Source organism: Pseudomonas asgharzadehiana, assembly GCF_019139815.1.
GTDB classification, from domain to species: Bacteria; Pseudomonadota; Gammaproteobacteria; order Pseudomonadales; family Pseudomonadaceae; genus Aquipseudomonas; species Aquipseudomonas asgharzadehiana.
On record NZ_CP077079.1, the window covers coordinates 4,963,853 to 4,978,827 of the forward strand.

19 protein-coding genes are annotated in these 14,975 nt (G+C 59.0%); 12 read left to right on the forward strand and 7 right to left on the reverse strand.

The window, feature by feature from the left end:
• Nucleotides 1-25: 25 nt before the first annotated feature.
• Nucleotides 26-1,480: a TrkH family potassium uptake protein gene (locus KSS96_RS22505; RefSeq protein ID WP_017529162.1), complete on the forward strand. Its 1,455-nt coding sequence runs from the start codon at nucleotides 26-28 to the stop codon at nucleotides 1,478-1,480.
• Here KSS96_RS22505 and KSS96_RS22510 read toward each other — a convergent pair.
• On the reverse strand, nucleotides 1,437-2,486 hold the full coding sequence (locus KSS96_RS22510; protein WP_065876691.1) for an AraC family transcriptional regulator: 1,050 nt from the start codon (nucleotides 2,484-2,486) through the stop codon (nucleotides 1,437-1,439). The genes KSS96_RS22505 and KSS96_RS22510 overlap by 44 nt on opposite strands.
• A gap of 160 nt (nucleotides 2,487-2,646) precedes the next feature.
• Between KSS96_RS22510 and KSS96_RS22515 the strand changes: the two genes are divergently transcribed.
• The 3 genes from KSS96_RS22515 to KSS96_RS22525 all read left to right on the forward strand — a co-directional run bounded on the left by KSS96_RS22515 (nucleotide 2,647) and on the right by KSS96_RS22525 (nucleotide 4,752).
• A complete protein-coding gene (locus tag KSS96_RS22515; protein ID WP_065876690.1) occupies nucleotides 2,647-2,958 on the forward strand; it encodes an Mpo1-like protein in 312 nt (103 codons plus the stop codon).
• A 318-nt stretch (nucleotides 2,959-3,276) separates the two neighbouring features.
• A complete protein-coding gene (locus KSS96_RS22520) occupies nucleotides 3,277-3,459 on the forward strand; it encodes a hypothetical protein (RefSeq protein ID WP_017529166.1) in 183 nt (60 codons plus the stop codon).
• A gap of 96 nt (nucleotides 3,460-3,555) precedes the next feature.
• Nucleotides 3,556-4,752, forward strand: coding sequence for an MFS transporter (locus tag KSS96_RS22525; protein WP_017529167.1), 1,197 nt, complete (start codon nucleotides 3,556-3,558; stop codon nucleotides 4,750-4,752).
• Here the strand turns inward: KSS96_RS22525 and arfB are convergent.
• On the reverse strand, nucleotides 4,749-5,162 hold the full coding sequence (gene arfB, locus KSS96_RS22530; RefSeq protein WP_017529168.1) for an alternative ribosome rescue aminoacyl-tRNA hydrolase ArfB: 414 nt from the start codon (nucleotides 5,160-5,162) through the stop codon (nucleotides 4,749-4,751). The genes KSS96_RS22525 and arfB overlap by 4 nt on opposite strands.
• 69 nt (nucleotides 5,163-5,231) lie before the next feature.
• On the opposite strand from arfB, the gene KSS96_RS22535 reads away from it, so the two are divergent.
• The 6 genes from KSS96_RS22535 to KSS96_RS22560 all read left to right on the forward strand — a co-directional run bounded on the left by KSS96_RS22535 (nucleotide 5,232) and on the right by KSS96_RS22560 (nucleotide 7,608).
• On the forward strand, nucleotides 5,232-5,609 hold the full coding sequence (locus KSS96_RS22535; RefSeq protein WP_068937285.1) for a c-type cytochrome: 378 nt from the start codon (nucleotides 5,232-5,234) through the stop codon (nucleotides 5,607-5,609).
• Between the two features lie 184 nt (nucleotides 5,610-5,793).
• Nucleotides 5,794-6,054, forward strand: coding sequence for a colicin E3-like toxin immunity protein (locus KSS96_RS22540; protein WP_068937284.1), 261 nt, complete (start codon nucleotides 5,794-5,796; stop codon nucleotides 6,052-6,054).
• On the forward strand, nucleotides 6,042-6,278 hold the full coding sequence (locus KSS96_RS28065; protein ID WP_262984022.1) for a colicin E3-like toxin immunity protein: 237 nt from the start codon (nucleotides 6,042-6,044) through the stop codon (nucleotides 6,276-6,278). Before KSS96_RS22540 ends, KSS96_RS28065 begins: the two co-directional genes overlap by 13 nt.
• A gap of 312 nt (nucleotides 6,279-6,590) precedes the next feature.
• Nucleotides 6,591-7,022 carry a hypothetical protein gene (locus tag KSS96_RS22550; RefSeq protein WP_068937283.1) on the forward strand — a complete coding sequence of 144 codons (432 nt, stop codon included), beginning with the start codon at nucleotides 6,591-6,593 and terminating at the stop codon, nucleotides 7,020-7,022.
• A 122-nt stretch (nucleotides 7,023-7,144) separates the two neighbouring features.
• Complete coding sequence (locus KSS96_RS22555; protein WP_411736592.1) at nucleotides 7,145-7,357, forward strand: colicin E3/pyocin S6 family cytotoxin; 213 nt, start codon at nucleotides 7,145-7,147, stop codon at nucleotides 7,355-7,357.
• 20 nt (nucleotides 7,358-7,377) lie between these two features.
• Nucleotides 7,378-7,608: a DUF7683 domain-containing protein gene (locus tag KSS96_RS22560; RefSeq protein ID WP_135196404.1), complete on the forward strand. Its 231-nt coding sequence runs from the start codon at nucleotides 7,378-7,380 to the stop codon at nucleotides 7,606-7,608.
• 231 nt (nucleotides 7,609-7,839) lie between these two features.
• On the opposite strand, the gene KSS96_RS22565 is transcribed toward KSS96_RS22560, so the two are convergent.
• A complete protein-coding gene (locus KSS96_RS22565) occupies nucleotides 7,840-9,261 on the reverse strand; it encodes an amino acid permease (RefSeq protein WP_017529173.1) in 1,422 nt (473 codons plus the stop codon).
• Between the two features lie 637 nt (nucleotides 9,262-9,898).
• Between KSS96_RS22565 and KSS96_RS22570 the strand changes: the two genes are divergently transcribed.
• The gene (locus KSS96_RS22570; protein WP_003175756.1) at nucleotides 9,899-10,036 is read left to right on the forward strand and encodes a hypothetical protein; all 138 of its coding nucleotides are present in this window, start codon (nucleotides 9,899-9,901) and stop codon (nucleotides 10,034-10,036) included.
• A gap of 74 nt (nucleotides 10,037-10,110) precedes the next feature.
• Nucleotides 10,111-11,070, forward strand: a complete 960-nt coding sequence (locus tag KSS96_RS22575; protein ID WP_065876954.1) for a M29 family metallopeptidase — start codon at nucleotides 10,111-10,113, stop codon at nucleotides 11,068-11,070.
• 81 nt (nucleotides 11,071-11,151) lie between these two features.
• Here the strand turns inward: KSS96_RS22575 and rluB are convergent, their stop codons facing one another.
• From rluB to KSS96_RS22595, 4 genes are all read right to left on the reverse strand, one after another.
• Nucleotides 11,152-12,363: a 23S rRNA pseudouridine(2605) synthase RluB gene (gene rluB / locus KSS96_RS22580; RefSeq protein ID WP_017529175.1), complete on the reverse strand. Its 1,212-nt coding sequence runs from the start codon at nucleotides 12,361-12,363 to the stop codon at nucleotides 11,152-11,154.
• A 230-nt stretch (nucleotides 12,364-12,593) separates the two neighbouring features.
• Nucleotides 12,594-13,508, reverse strand: coding sequence for an SMC-Scp complex subunit ScpB (gene scpB / locus KSS96_RS22585; protein WP_116079215.1), 915 nt, complete (start codon nucleotides 13,506-13,508; stop codon nucleotides 12,594-12,596).
• A gap of 12 nt (nucleotides 13,509-13,520) precedes the next feature.
• Entirely contained in the window at nucleotides 13,521-14,339 is an 819-nt protein-coding gene (locus tag KSS96_RS22590) for a segregation and condensation protein A (RefSeq protein ID WP_017529177.1), read from the reverse strand.
• Nucleotides 14,340-14,969, reverse strand: a complete 630-nt coding sequence (locus KSS96_RS22595) for an L-threonylcarbamoyladenylate synthase (protein ID WP_017529178.1) — start codon at nucleotides 14,967-14,969, stop codon at nucleotides 14,340-14,342. It abuts the gene before it with no gap.
• Between the last annotated feature and the right edge of the window lie 6 nt (nucleotides 14,970-14,975).

Sequence of the window (14,975 nt, forward strand, 5' to 3'; positions counted from 1 at the left end):
CTCTGCCCTATATCGAGCGAACTTCATGGCGTTGCCGACCCTACGTATCATCGGTTTCATCATCGGCATCTTCCTGATCACCCTCGCGATCGCCATGGTCGTGCCCATGGCGACCCTGGTGATTTTCGAACGCACCAGCGACCTGCCCTCGTTCCTCTGGGCCAGCATGATTACCTTTGTCGCCGGCCTGGCCCTGGTGATCCCCGGCCGCCCCGAACACGTCAACCTGCGCCCCCGCGACATGTACCTACTGACCGTCACAAGCTGGCTGGTGGTCTGCGTGTTCGCTGCGCTACCGTTTCTGCTGACCCAGCACATCAGCTACACCGACTCGTTCTTCGAAAGCATGTCGGGCATCACCGCCACCGGCTCCACGGTATTGAGCGGGCTGGACAGCATGTCGCCGGGCATCCTGATATGGCGCTCGTTGCTCCACTGGCTGGGCGGTATCGGCTTTATCGGCATGGCGGTGGCGATCCTGCCGCTGCTGCGCATTGGTGGCATGCGCCTGTTCCAGACCGAGTCCTCGGACCGCTCGGAAAAGGTCATGCCGCGTTCGCACATGGTGGCACGCTTGATCGTGGCGGCTTACGTGGGCATCACCATCCTCGGCAGCCTGGCGTTCTGGTGGGCCGGCATGGGCTTGTTCGATGCGATCAACCACGCGATGTCGGCGATTTCCACCGGTGGGTTTTCCACCTCCGACGAGTCCCTGGCCCACTGGAAACAACCGGCGGTGCACTGGGTGGCGGTGGTGGTGATGATCCTCGGCAGCCTGCCGTTCACCCTGTACGTGGCCACCTTGCGTGGCAACCGCAAGGCACTGATAAAAGACCAACAGGTTCAGGGCTTGCTCGGCTTGCTGGTGGTGACCTGGCTGGTGCTCGGCACCTGGTATTGGTGGACCACCAACCTGCATTGGCTGGAAGCCCTGCGCCATGTGGCGCTGAACGTGACCTCCGTCGTGACGACCACCGGTTTTGCACTCGGGGACTACAGCCTGTGGGGCAACTTCTCACTGATGCTGTTCTTCTATCTGGGCTTTATCGGCGGTTGTTCGGGATCGACGGCCGGCGGGATCAAGATCTTCCGCTTCCAGGTCGCCTATATCCTGCTCAAGGCCAACTTGAACCAGCTGATTCACCCGCGCGCGGTCATCAAGCAGAAGTACAACGGCCACCGTCTGGATGAAGAGATTGTGCGTTCGATCCTGACCTTTTCGTTTTTCTTCGCCATCACCATCTGCGCCATCGCCCTGGCCCTATCGCTGCTGGGCCTGGACTGGATGACCGCGCTCACCGGCGCCGCCAGTACCGTATCCGGCGTAGGCCCGGGGCTTGGCGAAACCATCGGCCCGGCCGGCAACTTCGCCAGCCTGCCGGATGCGGCCAAGTGGATCCTGTCGCTGGGCATGCTGCTGGGCCGCTTGGAAATCATCACTGTCTTTGTTCTGTGCATCCCGGCGTTCTGGCGTCACTGATCGTCGACAACCGCGCCCGGTACTCGCCGGGCGTGGTATCGAACCAGCGGCGAAACGCGCGAAAGAAGTTGCTTGGGTCGGCAAACCCCAACAGGTAGGCGATCTCCAACAACGTCATGCTTGGCTGCGCCAGGTATTGCTCGGCCAGTTCGCGGCGGGTGTCGTCGAGCAGGGTCTGGAAACTGGTGCCCTCCTCCTGCAAACGCCGCTGCAAGGTGCGCTGGGACAGATGCAGCGTCTGGGCCACCACTTCGCGCTTGGGTTCGCCCTGAGGCAACAACCGGCACAAAACCTGTCGCGCCTTGTGGGTCACGCGGCTTTCGGAAAAACGCGCCAGGTATTCACCGGCAAACCGATCATGCAGCAGCGCCATGGCTTCGTTGGCCGTGGGCAACGGCGCGTCCATGTCGGCGCGCTCGAAGATCAATGCGTCGTAGGCCGCGTTGAATTGCAGCGGCGCGTGAAATGCCTGTTTGTAGGGCGCCAGGTCCACCGGTTGCTCGCCTTGCAACATGACTTTGCGCGGTTGCAGGGTGCGCCCGGTCAGCCAGCCGCACAGCGCCAATGCGCAGGCCAGCGAGGCTTCGGCGCTTTGCCGGGTGGGCGGCAGATGGTCGCCATGCACCGTCAGAATCAGCGCATAGCCTTCGGGCAACAGGCGAAAACTCAAGTCGGCGCTTTCGGCGATGATCCGCTGGTAGCGAACCAGTCGCATAAAGCCTTCGGCCAGCGTGTTACTGGACATCAAGGCGTAGCCGGCTACATGAAACGACGCCGGACGCACCACCTTGCCCATGTTCAGGCCGATCGCCGGGTTGCCCGACAACTCGACCGCGCGCTGCCACAGGCGCGTCATGGAATCCTGCGGGAATCGCGCGTCGGGGTCGTTGAGGGCGGCGTAATCCAGGCCCAGTTGCGTGAACAGAGTGCGGCAGTCCAGGCCATCCATTTCCAGCGCCTTGACTATCCCCATCGCCCAGCTTGCAGAAGTTGTTCGTTCGCTCATGGCGTCTTCTTAATAAAGCAGGCTCAAAACGGCAGCCAGGAAGTCAAGGATACTAAAGTGGCATTTAATGTCACTGGCTGTTACCACTGATCACTCTAGACTCAAATAATCCCCCCGCCGAACATCTGTTGGGCGGCACAACAATCAAAGGGCCGGCCACGTGGAAAACGTCAAGCAATTCAACAGTTTTGCCGAATTTTACCCGTACTACCTGCGCGAACACGGCAACAGCACTTGCCGACGCCTGCACTTTATCGGCACCACCTTGGTGATCGGCATTCTGGCCTATGCCATCGGCCGGGGCTCATTAGGCCTGCTGCTGGCGCTGCCGATCGCCGGCTACAGCTTTGCCTGGGTCGGCCATTTCTTCTTTGAAAAGAACCGCCCGGCCACGTTTCAGCACCCGTTCTACAGCTTGCTGGGGGATTTTGTGATGTATCGCGACATGATTCTGGGCAAAGTGCCGTTCTAGGCCGGGTGGAGATAAAAGTCTTTTTGTCATTTGCAGTGCGGTATCCTGCCAAGGCTTTTTGAGAGCGCGGAATCACCTGCGATTGAAAAAACAGACTTTGCGAGGAGCGACGACGATGCACGAGATACCTAATCTCCCCTTCCCAAGCCTGCACGAAACTGAGCAGCCAACACCGCAGCAGGCCAGCCCAAAGCAGCCTGAGGCCAAAGAAGCCAAACCAGTCGACAGCAAACGCCAGGACTGACGCCGTACCAGACCGTGTGGAAAGCGCAGCTTTGAGCGCTTTCCACACTGCCTGAATCACCCGAGGTACCCGCCATGACCGACACGCTCCCCGACACCCCGGACACCGCCGTCCTCGATGCTGCCTTGCAGATGGTCGAGGTATGGAACCGCCTCAGCGCCGACAAGCAAGCCGTACTGCTCAAGCGCTTCGGCACCCAGGAAAACGCCCTGGCCGCCTTGGTTACTACCCAGTTGCTGGCACCCGCCAAGCCCTGACCCCTGACGTTTTTGCGTTTTACTACCCTGTTCGGGCCAAAGCACCGCTATCATTAGCAGCCTATCTTTACCTGCTGCGACAGTGGACCTCTCCCCATGCCAGATACCCAGCGCCCCTTGGCGGTCACGCTGCAAGTTGTTTCCATCGTGTTGTTCACCTTTATCGGCTACCTGAATATCGGCATCCCCCTGGCCGTGTTGCCCGGCTATGTCCACAGCGAGTTGGGCTACGGCGCGGTGATTGCCGGGCTGGTGATCAGCGTGCAATACCTGGCGACCCTGTTGAGCCGGCCGTATGCGGGCAAAATCATCGATAACCTGGGCAGCAAGCGTGCGGTGCTGATCGGCTTGACGGGCTGTGGCCTGAGCGGTGTGTTCATGTTATTCGCGGCGTGGTTTTCAAGCCTGCCGGCGCTGAGCCTGGGCAGCCTGTTGGTCGGCCGCCTGGTACTGGGCAGCGCGGAAAGCCTGGTGGGGTCCGGCGCGATCGGCTGGGGCATCGGCCGGGTAGGCGCGGCCAACACCGCCAAGGTCATCTCGTGGAATGGCATTGCCAGTTACGGGGCGCTGGCGGTCGGTGCACCGTTGGGGGTGTTGCTGGTCAGACAATTTGGGCTGTGGAGCATGGGCGTCAGCATTATCCTGCTGGCGGCGGTGGGCTTGTTGCTGGCGTGGAACAAGGTCGCCGCGCCGATTGTGGCCGGGGTACGCCTGCCGTTCATGAATGTCCTTGGCCGGGTACTCCCGCACGGCTGCGCCCTGGCCTTGGGTTCGATCGGCTTTGGCACCATCGCCACCTTCATCACCCTGTATTACACCACCCAGCACTGGGATAACGCGGTGTGGGCGCTGAGCCTGTTCGGCGCCAGCTTTATCGGCGCGCGCCTGCTGTTCGGCAATTTGATCAACCGCATCGGCGGTTTTCGCGTGGCGATCGCCTGCCTGTCGGTGGAGATCCTTGGCCTGCTGTTACTGTGGCTGGCGCCGGATGCCAACTTGGCGTTGGCCGGCGCGGCGTTGAGCGGCTTTGGGTTTTCCCTGGTGTTCCCGGCCTTGGGGGTCGAGGCCGTCAACCTGGTGCCCGCCTCCAGCCGCGGTTCGGCGGTGGGGGCTTACTCACTGTTTATCGACCTGTCCCTGGGAATCACCGGCCCGTTGGCCGGGGCCGTAGCGGCAGGCTTCGGTTTTGCGTCGATCTTCCTGTTCGCCGCTCTCGCCGCCTTGGGTGGCTTGCTGCTGAGCGTGTACCTGTACCGGCAGGCGCCCAAGGCCCGCGAAACACGCGACGCCTAGAAGTCGACCTTGCCGCGCCCCGCCTTGATGCTGCCGCGCTTGGTCTTGGATTCGAGGCGACGTTTTTTCGAGCCCAGGGTGGGCTTGGTCGGACGGCGCTTTTTCTCCACCTTGGTGGCGCTGAGGATCAGCTCCACCAGGCGCTCCAGCGCATCGGCACGGTTCTGCTCCTGGGTCCGGTATTGCTGGGCCTTGAGGATCAACACGCCGTCACTGGTGATGCGACTGTCACGCAGGGCCAGCAGGCGTTCCTTGTAGAACTCGGGCAGCGAGGACGCCGGAATATCAAAGCGCAGGTGCACCGCACTCGACACCTTGTTAACGTTCTGCCCGCCGGCGCCCTGCGCACGGATGGCCGTCAACTCGATCTCGGCGTCGGGCAGGTGCACGTTGTTGGAAATGACCAGCATGAATCAAAGACCTTAGGCAACGGATAAGCCAAACGTGGAACAACATCGACAACAAGGCCACCTGTAAAAATGAAAATACCCTTGATCGCTGTGCTAGGCACTTTATCACTCATTCAAACTGCGCAGGCCTTCGCCGATAGTGCCAACGGCAAGAATCTCTATTCCCAGCGATGCGCCATGTGCCATGGAGCGGACCTCAAGGCAACGGGACCATTGGCCAGGAAAAGCAGCCCGCCCACACCTGACCTTACAACCGCCGCGTTCAAAAAACGCCTGGCTGATTATCCGGGCGTGATTGTCTCTTCGGTGATCCTTCGTCCCAATGGGAACCTGATTCCAAAAACATTGCAGGAAAACGGTGTGCGCGTACCGCCGCATGCGTGGAGCGTTGAGGATTTTCGCGATTTGAATCAATACATGAGTGGTGTGATTTTAAAAAGCCGGTGAATGGCTCTCGAAAAAATGTATTCGAAACAAGCTGAATTTTCCGTCTACTTTTCCCACGTTTCCCATCGAATAAATGCCGATTCCAGGCCCTTGTTCCTCCCGCGTAGGCTCACTCCCCCACACAAGGAAGTGAGCCCGTCATGCCTGAACGCTCCTCTCTAAAATCCCGTGAGGAAAAAGGTTTATGAGTTTCAGAGTAATACTCGAATGGTTTGAAAAAAATACTGGGCTTGGAATTGGAGAAGAACCATCAGCTATATTTGAAAACAACCATTCAATACTCGCCTCGCTTGAGCTAGAAAGCGACTATCAGATTTTTGACGGTTCTTATGACCTCACAAGTAAGTGGGTAACGGTCCTACAGCCTCACTTCAAACATGAGATAAAACAAGACAACTACGACTATCAGATATCATTCCACCATCAGGAGTCTTGGCCATACTGAGTTATGTACTGGTAGTAAGTGACCAGTTCCGAGATAGGGGCCACACGGGACTAAAAGTTAGATTGGAATGGTTCGACAGAACCAAAAAGTGGCTAAGCGAAAGGGATGAACCTGCGGACTTAGGAAACGATTGCGCCGTGATTTCCAAACTCGGGCTGCCAATAAACGAGGACGTCAATAACGGCATGTTTGAACTGCGACAGAGGTGGTTACCACTGATCTAAGCGTACTTCGCTCGTGAGATTATTCTTTTAGAAAGCGACTACTTCATCGCGTTTGATTATTAAGATGTATACATATCAGGCGAAAGCCTGTCGCGTTTTCACCTTTTGCTTATCGCGTATCCAGATGATTCAAATTCCACAGATGCGCCCAACTCCGTCCCAGAAATGGACAAAAGCGCTACATGAGCTTTGTGCGTCATATGGCTCATGCTCAACGCACTCTGGAACTTCAGGTTACCGAGCAAAATTGACCGTCATCCTTTTTGGACGACAATCTCCCCGACTCGACATCAAGTGATACAGAGACTTGTCATGGAAAAGGACACACCGAAAAGCATTTTTGACAACGAATGGAGCCGGAAACTTCCGAACGGTGGTGCCTCATGGGCCGCGTTTAATCCACCCCGCGAGCCAGAGCCGGCGGCCTATATCAAAAAAGATGAATGGCCGCGCCCCAAGGAACGTACAGACTTGGTCTTTGCCAAGTCCTGTGTCGCTGAAAACTGGAGCTGTACCAAGCCTGGCTCTGCCACCGTCCCCGCCTCAGACTTTGGGAAGGTCATGCTTGCCGCGCCGATGCTTGTTCCCTCGTCAATCGAAGCAATTGCATTCGCGGTAGGCTTCGACGCGGTATTGGGACGCATAGCCGGTAGCGGCATCTTGCAGCAGGGATTCAGATGGACTCTTCGCGGCAATCCTGCCGGAGTGTTCATTGCGGGAATGCTCCCTTACCCAGATGGGTGACGGAACGCTCTACAGCGACGACGCACTGCGCCAAATGAGCCGCGCACCAACCCGCGTCCGCTTTCAGTTCCGCCGCGATCACAGCTACCACCCTGCCCCCAAGGGGCTGACAGCGTTTCCCGATGCGGTACTCAGCCCCTCGAAGAGTTCAGTTAAAGGCGTGGGGGCAAAAGCGTAAGCGCTGGAAAGATCGCAAGGGACGCATTTATGAGTGGGACTATGAAAATGGCCGGGTTGAACTTTACGACAAGCAAGGCAAACATCTTGGAGAGTTCAACCCTGATACGGGAGAGCGCACAAAGGACGCCGAGCCAGGCCGAACCACGCCAAAATAATTTCGATAGGAGCATCAGACATGCAGCATGAAATTCTTGCATTTAATAAAAAAACCGAGGAGTTGGCTTTCAGTATTGAAATTCCTGCCGACCGGTACGACAAGTTATCGGAGCTAATGTCCTGGAGTGAGCCTGAAGACGCGATCTATGAGTACGACCTATCACCAGCGCAAGTCGGCCTTCTTGAAAGCATGACCGGCAAGACCTTCAATAGCCCGGACTACACTTTTCAGTTGTCTTGTAGTGGATGAGGCTATATGGCCACGCTGTATAGACGTGAAATGTATGGCAGCAGATGAAATAAGTGGGATGGGTGCAACTGTGCAGCTCATGGCGTCCTGCCATGGTTGAGAAAGTAGTCGTTTAAACATCAGCGTCTTTGAAACAAGTGAGCACTGGAAATACCAGACGTCCAGATCTCTTTTCAGGGCATTTGCTTTCACCGGTGCAGGCAGCGTTTTCACACAGCCTGCATATTTCGCTTACTTCAATACGGCATTCGCCGTCGCCAACGCCGCTTCAGCACTACGTTTGTTCTTGAACCAGTAACACACCGCCATAAACGCCACCCATACCGGGATCGCGTACACCGACACCTGGATCCCCGGAATCATCAACATGATCACCAGGATAAACACCACGAACGCCAGGCAGACGTAGTTGCCATACGGGTACCACAGCGCCTTGAACAACGGCACCTGGCCGGTGCGGTTCATGTGCTGGCGGAACTTGAAGTGGGAATAGCTGATCATCGCCCAGTTGATCACCAACGTGGCCACCACCAGCGACATCAGCAACTCCAGCGCGTGCTGCGGGATGAAGTAGTTCATCAGCACCGCCACCAGGGTCACCGCCGCCGAGGCGAGGATTGAACGCACCGGCACGCCGCGCTTGTCGATCTTGGCCAGGGCCTTGGGCGCATCGCCTTGCTCGGCCATGCCCAGCAGCATGCGGCTGTTGCAGTAGGTGCCGCTGTTGTACACCGACAAAGCCGCCGTCAGGACCACGAAGTTGAGGATGTGCGCGGCCGTGTTGCTGCCCAGCATCGAGAACACCTGCACGAACGGGCTTCCGCTATAGGCATCGCCGGACGCATTGAGCGTGGCCAGCAGGCTGTCCCACGGCGTCAGCGACAACAGCACCACCAGCGCACCGATGTAGAAGATCAGGATGCGGTAGATCACCTGATTGATTGCCTTGGGGATCACCGTGCGTGGCTGGTCGGCTTCGGCGGCGGTAAAGCCGAGCATTTCCAGGCCGCCGAAGGAGAACATGATGATCGCCATGGCCATCACCAACCCGCCAACGCCATGGGGGAAGAAGCCACCGTGTTCCCACAGGTTGCTCACCGAGGCTTGCGGGCCGCCGCTGCCGCTGACCAGCAGGTAGCTGCCCAAAGCGATCATGCCGACGATGGCCACCACCTTGATGATTGCAAACCAGAACTCGGCCTCACCGAACACTTTGACGTTGGCCAGGTTGATCAGGTTGATCAGCACGAAGAACGCGGCTGCCGAGACCCAGGTCGGGATCTCCGGCCACCAGTAATGCACATATTTGCCGACGGCCGTCAGCTCTGACATGCCCACCAGGATGTACAGGATCCAGCAGTTCCAGCCCGACAGGAAACCGGCGAAACCGCCCCAGTATTTGTGGGCAAAGTGGCTGAAGGAACCGGCGACCGGCTCTTCGACGATCATTTCGCCGAGCTGGCGCATGATCATGAAGGCAATGAAGCCACAGATCGCATAGCCCAGGATCATCGACGGGCCCGCGGATTTGAGCACCCCGGCCGAGCCCAGGAACAGGCCGGTACCGATGGCGCCACCGAGGGCGATCAACTGGATATGACGGTTTTTCAGGCCGCGTTTCAGCTCGCCTGAAGAGGAATGGGGTCCACTCATGAAAAGGGTCTCACGCAAGGTTTGATGATGTTGAATGCACGTTGCTGCGTTGAATCTCGACTCAAGCAGCGCCGCTCAAACCCCAGCGCAGGCACCTGGAATACAGCGTCTTTCTAACGGTCATGCGTCACCTGTTTGTTTTTATCTGTGACGAAATCGAACCCGCAGGGCTCGTGGCCGAGCGGAGTGATCAGGGTAGGTAAACCCTGAGGTCTTGGCCTTTTGCGTGGTTACGCAAGGGGGTCACAGTAAAACGCGGCGCATTGTACACCGCTCGACCGCTTACGCCCGCCCCTGAACGGTGCATGCGACGATCTGTCAGCTATTCCTTACACCGACCGGTAGGCCAATGATAACCAGGCCAAGTCGTAAATTAATCGTTACATCACGGAAAACAGGCGTTACACCTGTCATCCGAAGAAAAATTGGCGATGGGAAATCTCTTCAACACCTACGACGCCAGCCTCCTGTATTTCCTCGATAAATAGCCACGGCCAAAAAACAGAACAAAAAATCCAAATGAAACCGTGTCAATAAATTTTTTGCATTAAACAACAGCTTCTCCTAGGTTCATTCCACTTGCCCGCGAAGCCCGCTGGCGAGCCTTTCTCAACTTTCGCCCTCTAGGAGATACACCATGCAAGCACTGGAAAACGACCTGGAAACCGAACTGCAACTCGACGACTGGTTCGAAGCCCCCACCCACGAAGCCGCCGTGGAAATGATGCAGGCCGATGCCGTTGTACCGTTTGGTACCGCGATGTGGCCGTTCTAACCCTCGACAGCCATCCGGCAGGCGCCGCGCACGGCGCCTGCCCTCCTTACCCAAGGCACACAAGGACACACGTCATGGACAAGGCCCGCGCCGTCGAACACTTTCTTTACTACCTGGCCCATCACCCGGCCGTTAGCGGCCTGAACTGCCCCACCGTGCTGCTGGGCCATACCGAGCGCTACGACGCCATCGCCCAGGCGATCGTCCACAGCAGCGCCGCCCGCTTCAACTTCCAGGTGCAGCGCCTCGACCTGGCTGCCAGCGATACCCTGGCCCAGGCCATCGAAACCTGCGACCTCTACCTGTTTTTGTACGACGCCTCGACCCTGGCCAACCCGCGCGCCGAGGGCCCCGACTTTATCCGCGCCTTGCAGGGCGTAATGGCCGAACACTGGAAAAAATCCCTGCTGTTCAAGGATTATGGGGATTATTTCTACGACACCTTCAGCGTCGAGCCCCAGCGCATCGCCGACCTGAATGCCACGCTGATCCGGCGCATGAGCCAGGCCCAGGTGCTGAGCTTTACCGACAAGCACGGCTCTCGCCTTGAAGCGCCGCTGAGCAGCATCAAGAAATGGACCAATATCAACGGCATCGGCAACCACGATCTCGCTCCCGGCGAAATCGCCACCCACAGCGAAGCCATCAATGGCCAGGTGAGGTTTGTCGGTACTTTCCTCAGTACCATTCCGTTTGCACGTAAATACGGCGTGCTGCAAGCACCGCTTGAGCTGTGGATCGAAAACTCGACCGTCTGCAGCGTGGCCAGTGATGTGCCGGGGCTGGTGGAGGATTTCAACAAGTACTTGAACGCCAACCCGTCCAATCGGCGCGTGGAGGAACTGGGTATCGGGACCAACGAAGGCGTAAAGGATTTATATGCACGCAATGCGGGCTTTGAAGAGCGCCACTGCGGGTTGCATCTGGGCTTGGGCGGCGGACAGAAAGGCAGTCATCACCTGGACCTGATCTTCGCCAGCGGGGTGTTGGCCTTGGATGACAAGCCGGTATTCGATGGGGCCTTTACCTTCTGAGCAAAGGGCTCGAAAACACTGGAGATCCAAATGTGGGAGGGGCTTGCCCCCTCCCACAATTTATTGCATTGCAGCTTTACATCACTGCGGCTTCTTGCGACCAAAGCCAGGACGTTGACCTGAACCGGCCGGTGCGCCACGGCGCTTGCCCGACGGCTCGTCGGCGACCAGTTTCGGACCGGGGCGCTTGTTCGCCGCCGGCTTGGCTGGACGCTTGGTGCTGGCGTTGTCGGCGGGGCGATCCGCTTCACCACGGTTGCTGCGACCACCGGACGGTGCAGGGCGCGGCGTACGTGGAGCACGCTCACCTTCCTGACGCGATGGCGCGGTTGGGCGACGCTCACCTTCGATGTGCGGCTGGCGCGAGATACGCCCGCCGGTTGCCGGTGCATCCAACGCCGGGCGCAGGGTGCGGGCAACGCGCTCGGTACGCGCTACAGGGCGCGACGATTTTCGCTGCATACGCTCAAGCTTGTCTTTGCTCTTGGCGTTCATTTGCGGCATGGCGACCGGCGTCAGGCCGACTTCGGCGCTGAGGATGTCGACTTCGTACTGGCTCATTTCGCGCCAGCGGCCCATCGGCAGGTCGGAATTGAGGAACACCGGGCCGAAACGCACGCGCTTCAGGCGACTGACCACCAGGCCCTGGGATTCCCACAAGCGACGTACTTCGCGGTTACGGCCTTCCATCACCACGCAGTGGTACCAGTGGTTGAAACCTTCGCCACCTGGCGCCTGCTTGATGTCAGTGAACTTGGCCGGGCCGTCTTCCAGCACCACGCCGGCCTTGAGGCGTTCGATCATTTCGTCATCGACTTCACCACGTACACGCACGGCGTACTCGCGGTCCATCTCGTAGGACGGGTGCATCAGGCGGTTGGCCAACTCACCGTCGGTGGTGAACATCAGCAAGCCGGTGGTGTTGATGTCCAAACGACCGATGTTGATCCAGCGGCCTTCTTTGGGCTTGGGCATCTTGTCGAACACCGTCGGACGGCCTTCCGGGTCGTCACGGGTGCAGATCTCGCCATCGGGCTTGTTGTACATGATCACGCGGCGCACCGATTCGGCGGCCTCTTCACGCTTGATGACCTTGCCATCAATGGTGATTGCATCGTGCAGGTCGACGCGCTGGCCGAGGGTGGCCTCGACGCCGTTGACCTTGATGCGCTTCTGGGTGATCCAGGCCTCGACGTCGCGGCGCGAGCCCACGCCGATACGCGCCAGCACCTTTTGCAGTTTTTCACCTGCTGGGCCGATTTCCTGGCTGTCGTTCTGGTCTTTGTCGTTCATCTTAAGCACCTCCCGGTGGGTCGATTCAGGCATGGCCTGAAGAGTGTTGAAAGCGGGGCCTTGGCCGAATAGGTCGGCAAAGGGTCGCGAATCATACGCGCATGGCGCGCGTTGCGCATCACAGAGTAGTCGATAAGCGCCAAGTCATTTGTTTTTCCGCCGACCGGTGGCGCCCAGCACACCACTGACTCCATGTGGGAGGGGCTTGCCCCCTCCCACATTGGACTGTGTCAGTCTTCGAACTGGCGGCGCTCGGCCTCAATCGCTTCGGCCAGCGCCCGGGCTTCGTCCTCTTCATCGCTCAGCGGCGGCTGTTCGAGGGCAGCGACGGCGGCCAGGAGTTTCTCGCGGGCATCGGCCACGCCGAGGATGTCTTCTTCGGGCTCGACCTCAGGCTCAACGTTCACCTCTGTTTCAGGCTCTGCCACGCCATCGCGCAGCAAATCATCAAAGTCGGTCTTGATGCCCTGCTCCATGTCGTCCAGTTCCAACAGCAAGGTATGGAAGCTGGTTTCATCCTTTGGCTCTTCCGGCTCGGCCGTAGCATCAGCCAACTCCTGCAAACCCGCAGGCACCGGCGCGTCGTCGAAATCCAGCACCGGCTCGGCTTCCATCTCGCGCAATTCGGCGAGCGGCGGCAGGTCGTCGAGGTTTTTCAGGTTGAAGTGGTCAAGAAATACCTTGGTGGTGGCGAACATCGCCGGTTTGCCCGGCACGTCGCGGTAGCCGACGATGCGGATCCACTCGCGCTCCAGCAGCGTCTTGACGATATGGCTGTTGACCGCCACGCCCCGCACATCCTCGATTTCGCCGCGGGTGATCGGCTGGCGATAGGCGATCAACGCCATGGTCTCAAGCATCGCCCGGGAATAACGTTGCGGGCGCTCTTCCCACAGGCGGCCCACCCATGGGGAAAATTTCTCACGGATCTGCAGGCGATAGCCCGACGCCACTTCGCGCAATTCAAACGCACGGCCCTCGCAGGACTTGCGCAGGATCTCCAGCGCTTTCTTGAACACTGGCGGCTCGGGGCGCTCGGCCTCTTCAAACAGTTCGAACAGGCGCTCCAAAGATTGCGGTTTACCCGAGGCCAGTAGAAAAGCCTCCAGCAAGGGTGCCAGTTCGCGGGGTTCTGTCAGATTCATCGATTCAGCTCTTTATTCGGCTCGCGCCCGCACGTGGATAGCCGCAAAAGGCTCATTCTGGACCAGCTCGACCAAGGATTCCTTGACCAATTCAAGGATGGCCATAAAGGTCACCACGACACCCAGGCGCCCTTCTTCAGCGGTGAACAGCTCGACAAACGGCACAAAACCGCCGCCCTTCAAGCGCTCCAGCACATCGCTCATACGCTCGCGGGTCGACAACGCCTCGCGGCTGACCTGGTGGCTTTCGAACATATCGCCACGGCGCAGCACTTCGGCCATGGACATCAGCAATTCTTCAAGACTCACGTCCGGCAACAGCTTGCGCGCGCGGGCCTCGGGGGCGTCGAGCTTGGGCACCACCACATCGCGGCCCACGCGGCTCAAGCCGTCGATGCCTTCCGCCGCGGCCTTGAAGCGTTCGTACTCTTGCAGGCGGCGGATCAGTTCGGCGCGCGGGTCGTCCTCTTCGGCTTCGATTGTCTCCGAACGCGGCAACAGCATGCGCGACTTGATCTCGGCGAGCATGGCGGCCATCACCAGGTATTCGGCGGCCAGTTCCAGGCGCACCGACTGCATCAATTCGACATAACCCATGTATTGGCGAGTGATTTCCGCCACCGGGATGTCGAGGATGTTGATGTTCTGCTTGCGGATCAGGTACAGCAGCAAGTCCAGCGGGCCTTCGAACGCTTCAAGGAAGACCTCCAGCGCATCCGGCGGAATGTACAGGTCCAGCGGCATTTCCATGACCGCCTGGCCATACACCATGGCAAACGGCAGCTCCTGCTGGGCGCCTGCCTGGGGGTCGACGGTTTCCACTGACGACATTCAGGCCTCGACCATAAACGGCGCCGGGTCGCCGCAACCGACACGTACCACTTCGGGCTCGCCGTCGGCCAGGTTGATCACGGTGGAGGCCTTGCCGCCGCCGAAGCCGCCGTCGATGATCAGGTCCACCTGTTTTTCCAGCAGTTGGCGCATTTCGTAGGGATCTTCCAGCGGCTCGGTGTCGCCGGGCATGATCAACGACACACTCATCAACGGCTCACCCAACTCGGCGAGCAGCGCCAGGGCAATCGGGTGCTCCGGCACGCGCAGGCCGATGGTGCGCTTCTTGGGGTGCAGCAGCAGGCGCGGCACTTCGCGGGTGGCGTTCAGGATAAACGTGTAGGGCCCCGGCGTATGGGCCTTGAGCAGGCGGAACGTGCCAGTGTCGACCTTGGCGAACAGCCCGAGTTGGGACAGGTCGCTGCAGATCAGCGCGAAGTTGTGCTTGTCGTCCAGCTGACGCAGGCGTCTGACACGCTCAACTGCGCCTTTGTCGCCGATCTGACAACCGATGGCGTAGGACGAATCGGTTGGGTAGATCACCACCCCACCGGCGCGAATGATCTCCACGGCCTGCTTGATCAGGCGCGCCTGGGGATTTTCCGGATGAATCTGGAAGAATTGACTCACGTGTTC